Raw genomic sequence first — 4,779 nt, 5'->3', positions numbered from 1 at the left:
GTCAGGTAATAGCTGGTGAAACGCAGGTCCCGGTCGCGTGAAACCAACGGGACGGCGTGATGGGATCGGTTCAGTTTGACAAAGGTGTAACCGCCCAGCCACGCCAATTCGACGTCGCCGGCTTCGAAGGCGGCCTGCAATTGCTCGTAAGATCCATGCAGCACCAACTGGCATGACAAATCGGTGCTGTCTTCCAGGTAAGCCACCAGCGGCAAGTACCGTTGTTCCAGCATGCTGCGGCTTTCATCGGGCAACACGCCGATGCGAATCGTTCGGACCGTCGGCGCAGTCGGTGTCGGAGCAGAACATCCGATCAACAGGACGGCGACGACGGGCAGGAGCACGGCGAGGCGGCACGCACGCCCCGGGGATTGGCACTGTTTTGCCTTTGATATCTTTGCCTTTGACATCAACATCCTCCGGTCCTTCGGGGCATCAGGTTCTTGGGTGGTGGACGGCAATCAACCGCCGGCTTGTTTTAATGACTCCATCACGTCTGTCCAGTCGAGTGATCGGGCGTAATCAATCGCCGTCCAGCCGCGATCGCATGTTGCATGGACATTGGCGTTGTTCTCCAGCAGGACGTTCACCGATTTGACCCTTCCGAACAGGGAGACCATGTGCAGCAAGGTTCGGCCGCCGTCAAACACTTCGTGGACGGAGGCGGGGTCGGCCGCGATCTGTTGGGCGAGAACCGTCGCGATCGCGTCTTCGAACGCCTCGCTGGTTTCGGGAATGTTGACCGATTCCGGTGGCGGAAAATCCAATTCCCAAGCTTCGTCGTGACGCTGACGCTCGACCGCGTCCATTCGCGAGCGGATCACTTGCACGGTGAAACCGCCGTAGACCACTCCGTTGATCACGCACAGCCAATCGTCTAATTGGGGCAGCGGAATCTCGACGTCGTCACCCTCGGTGACCGAACGCAGCTTGTTTGGCGCGTTGAGCAGCACGCCGGTGACGTGGATGCCGTCAAAATCAACCTGCTCGATCCACATGTGTTCCAGGTCAGAATCGGGATCGGAAAAGTCGTCGCAAAAGGGGACCTTGACGCAGGACAGCTCGCACGCCGGGACGATGCGGTTGAAGTCCTGGCTGACACAATTGAAGAATCGTCGAAACGATTCTCGTGCCGCTTTCGATGCGCGGAGCATCTGTGGATCATTGCCGAGGTGGTAGGTGACAGGATTGGAGTGGTTCATTTTGCGTTTCCGTCATCCGTGTTGTTCGTCGGCCTACCACATTGTAGCGGTTCGGGTGGACCCAAATTGTTGATACCCGCGCGAATTGCAGTTAGAGTGGCAAAGCCGAGATCGAAGGGGTGCGGGGAAACTGCGCCCAGCCACGCGATCGTCCGCACCGTTTGGTGAGAGATTTGTTGGGGGAAAGCTTTGCAATTGCTGCCGCTGGACAGGAACACGATCGAGATGAATCCATCCTTTTTGCGACGTCTCTGCTGTGTCGTTGCCCTGTGTGTTGTTTCACCGCTCGGTGTTGTTCCGCCGCTCGCAGTGTATGCCGAGCCGGTGCTGTATTTGGCCGACGGCAATTCGTCCAGTCTGTGGACGGTCAATACGACGACTGGAAATGCGACCCGCGTCGGAAGCTTGGGACTGACGCCCAGTTTGATCGGGCTGGCTTACGATTCGGTCGACGGCAACCTGTTGATGACCAGCAGCAACGGTGTCAACAGTCAACTCTTTCGGGTGGACCAATCGACCGGTCAGGCCAGCCTGGTCGGAGATACAGGTTTCCTAGCGATTTCAGGTTTGGTGTTTGATCCCGATTCACAGGTGCTCTACGGCGGAAGCGGCGCGACAGATTCGTTGTTCACCATTGACCGCACCACCGGCGCAGCCACGCCGGTCGGGGCCTATGGCGTGAATGTCGGCGGTCATGGATTGGGATACGACAACCAGAATCAACAGCTATGGATGACCGACGGTTTTTTGGACACGCTTTACTCGGTCAACACCAGTACGGGAGCCGCCACCGAGATCGGCAGCACCGGTTTAACCAGTGTCGCGGCGCTGGCGTTTCACTCGGGCGAAAATCGACTTTACGGCATCAACACCAATGACGACACGCTGGTTCGACTCAACCGGTCGACGGGGGTGGGCGAAGTCGTCGGCGACCTGGGGTTTGACGCTTTTAATGTGGGGCTGGCGTTCCGTCCGGCAGCGATCCCCGAGCCTTCTTCCTGGATTCTGCTTTTGCTGATAACTTGCGTTCTGGTCATGCGGACACGGCGGCGGCGTGGATCGTTCGCCCAGTGTCTGACGTTTCCTTAGGCTGAAGATCACCATCGATGCGCGCCGTTTGTTTTCAATCCGTGAAAGACGTTTCCGTGCAAAGCATTCCGGATGCGAAACTGGAAACGGTGACCGATGCGGTGGTGGAAGTCGAATTGGCCGGGCTGTGCGGCAGTGATTTGCATCCGTATTTCGGTCGCGAGGTCGGCTTGGATCGCGGCACGGTGATGGGCCACGAATTCGTCGGCCGCGTGGTCGAAGTGGGTGACGCGGTGCGGGGGATTGCGATCGGAGATCGTGTCTTCAGTCCGTTCACGACGAATTGCGGAACGTGCTTTTATTGCCGGCGTGGATTGTCGTCACGCTGCCCCAGCGGGCAACTGTTCGGATGGCGTCAGAATTCGGTCGGGCTGCACGGCGGCCAGGCTCAGCGGGTCCGAGTGCCGCTGGCCGATGGCACACTGATGAACGTCCCCGAGGGATTGCATGGCGAGGCGGCGTTGTTGCTCGGCGACAATTTGAGCACCGGCTACTTCGGTGCGTCGATGGCCATCGATCCGCAGTCCGTCGACGATGAGGTGTTCGCGATCGTCGGCTGTGGAACGGTCGGGTTGCTGGCGATCGAGTGTGCGCGGCGAATGGGAGCACGGAACCTGTTCGCGATCGACCCTAATACAGCACGTTTGCAAATTGCCGAACAACTCGGTGCGACCGTGTTTGAAAACGCCGACGATGCGGTGTCAGCGGTGCATGCGGCGACCGATGGACGCGGGGCCGACGGAGTGATGGAGTTTGTCGGTTTGCCCGAGGCCCAGAGATTGGCGTACCGGTTGATCCGGCCGGGAGGACGCATGTCGGTGATCGGCTGTCATTGCACGCCGAACTTTGCCTTTAGTCCGGCCCAAGCGTACGACAAAAATTTGACCTATCGCACCGGACGGTGTCCGGCACGAAGCTACATGGATGTCTTGCCGGACCTGTTGTTGAACGAGCCGATGGATCTGTCGTGGTGTTTTACCCACCGGTTCGGGCTGGAAGACGCTGAAGAAGCCTATCAGACGTTTGCCGGCGGAAAAGACGGATGCGTGAAGGCGGTCTTAGAGTTCTGTTGACCGGTCGGTGCTTCCGCGGCGCTAGGACTGACATTCATCGGACAGCGGATGGCCGTCGGCGCTGATCAGGCGATCCAGGCGAATGGTCGTCCCGTCGTCGAGCTTCACCCATTCCTGTTTGTGTTTGGAATAAACATCGACCACCACCGCCGCGATCTGTTGCTCGTGGTCATCGTCGTCTCGGTAACGGATCGTGGTCGGCGTTTTGCGCATCGCCAGGATTTCGAGTCGGTCGTAGAAGGCACAACTGATCGGAGTGTAGGGTTCGTCCATTGTTTCGTTTCGATCGGAGGCGTGTGACTCGGGCACGTCACGTTGCGCGGGGCCCGTTGCCATTGGATATACTAGCCGATCCACGGCAGACCAAGGACGACGCTGGGACGACCACGACGAATCCTTCCCCACAGAAAGGCGGTTCGGGACATGCACGAGGAACCCAACACAAAGTCCTCACCCCGCGGACTCACGCGGCGGGGGGCGATCGCATCGACTTTAGCGGCCGGTGTCGTGCCCTCGGCGCTGGCCACCCGGGCCTATGCCGCGGGATCAGATCGCATCAAGATCGGATTGATCGGCTGCGGGGGCCGTGGCACCGGTGCGGCCGCCCATTCCCTGTCCACCGGTCGCGAGGCGGTGCTGTGGGCGATGGCGGACGCGTTTCCGGACCGCTTGCGAATCAGTCACAGCTCGCTGATGCGTGGGAAAGCCGGCAAGTCAAACATCGAGAAGGGTAGCGGTTTTGGGAACGCCATCGATGTCCCGCCGGAACGTCAATACGTCGGCTTGGATGCCTACCGCCGAATCATCGAGTCCGATGTCGATCTGGTCATCTTGACCGGGCCTCCCGGCTATCGACCCCTGCATTTTGAAGCAGCGGTCAATGCGGGCAAACACGTGTTCATGGAAAAGCCGCTGGCCAGCGACGCCCACGGCGTGCGACGGATTTTGGCGTCAGGCGAAAAAGCGCGGCAAGCGAACCTGAAAGTCGGCGTGGGGCTGCAACGGCACCATCAAGACATTTATCTGGAGGCGATGAAGCGGATTCATGGCGGTGAAATCGGACGAATCGTTTCGATGCGTTGCTTTTGGAACACCGGCTTTCCTGCCAAAACGGCGTTGCCGCGCGAAGACTTGACCGAGCTGCAGTACCAGGTTCGTAACTGGTATTTCTTTGACTGGTTGAGCGGCGATCACATTTGCGAACAGCACATCCATAATCTGGATGTCTGTAACTGGGCGTTCGGTGATCACCCGGTACGGGCCGAAGGGATGGGCGGGCGTCAAGTCCGCACCGGCAAGCAGTATGGCAACATCTTTGACCACCATGCGGTCAACTACGAATACGCCGACGGAACGATTTTGCACAGTTACTGTCGCCAGATCCCCGGCTGCAGCAAGTTGGTCGCCGAACAGAT

The 4,779-nt window shown here is 59.1% G+C and carries 6 protein-coding genes; 3 read left to right on the top strand and 3 right to left on the bottom strand.

Going from position 1 to position 4,779, the window contains the following annotated elements; translation table 11 throughout:
* Both ABX749_RS22405 and ABX749_RS22400 read right to left on the bottom strand, forming a co-directional pair.
* Nucleotides 1–344, bottom strand: a 344-nt coding sequence (locus ABX749_RS22405; RefSeq protein ID WP_372897943.1) for a PhnD/SsuA/transferrin family substrate-binding protein, incomplete at its 3' end; no start/stop codon positions are given.
* 117 nt (nt 345–461) lie between these two features.
* A complete protein-coding gene (locus tag ABX749_RS22400) occupies nt 462–1,202 on the bottom strand; it encodes a DUF2314 domain-containing protein (protein WP_372897942.1) in 741 nt (246 codons plus the stop codon).
* 225 nt (nt 1,203–1,427) lie between these two features.
* Between ABX749_RS22400 and ABX749_RS22395 the strand changes: the two genes are divergently transcribed.
* Both ABX749_RS22395 and ABX749_RS22390 read left to right on the top strand, forming a co-directional pair.
* Nucleotides 1,428–2,291, top strand: a complete 864-nt coding sequence (locus ABX749_RS22395) for a PEP-CTERM sorting domain-containing protein (RefSeq protein ID WP_372897941.1) — start codon at nt 1,428–1,430, stop codon at nt 2,289–2,291.
* Between the two features lie 41 nt (nt 2,292–2,332).
* Nucleotides 2,333–3,364, top strand: coding sequence for a zinc-binding dehydrogenase (locus ABX749_RS22390; protein ID WP_372897940.1), 1,032 nt, complete (start codon nt 2,333–2,335; stop codon nt 3,362–3,364).
* Between the two features lie 21 nt (nt 3,365–3,385).
* Here ABX749_RS22390 and ABX749_RS22385 read toward each other — a convergent pair whose 3' ends face one another.
* Nucleotides 3,386–3,637 carry a Rho-binding antiterminator gene (locus ABX749_RS22385; RefSeq protein ID WP_372897939.1) on the bottom strand — a complete coding sequence of 84 codons (252 nt, stop codon included), beginning with the start codon at nt 3,635–3,637 and terminating at the stop codon, nt 3,386–3,388.
* A 150-nt stretch (nt 3,638–3,787) separates the two neighbouring features.
* On the opposite strand from ABX749_RS22385, the gene ABX749_RS22380 reads away from it, so the two are divergent.
* Nucleotides 3,788–4,779, top strand: a 992-nt coding sequence (locus ABX749_RS22380; RefSeq protein WP_372897938.1) for a Gfo/Idh/MocA family protein, incomplete at its 3' end; no start/stop codon positions are given.

Source organism: Stieleria sp. (assembly GCF_041595215.1).
GTDB lineage: Bacteria > Planctomycetota > Planctomycetia > Pirellulales > Pirellulaceae > Stieleria > Stieleria magnilauensis.
This window is presented reverse-complemented; position numbering and strand designations above follow the sequence as displayed.

Bases quoted from the DNA above. Each gene is read 5' to 3' on its own strand.
- ABX749_RS22400 (WP_372897942.1), bottom strand. From the start codon at position 1,202: ATGAACCACTCCAATCCTGTCACCTACCACCTCGGCAATGATCCACAG.
- ABX749_RS22395 (WP_372897941.1), top strand. From the start codon at position 1,428: ATGAATCCATCCTTTTTGCGACGTCTCTGCTGTGTCGTTGCCCTGTGT.
- ABX749_RS22385 (WP_372897939.1), bottom strand. From the start codon at position 3,637: ATGGACGAACCCTACACTCCGATCAGTTGTGCCTTCTACGACCGACTC.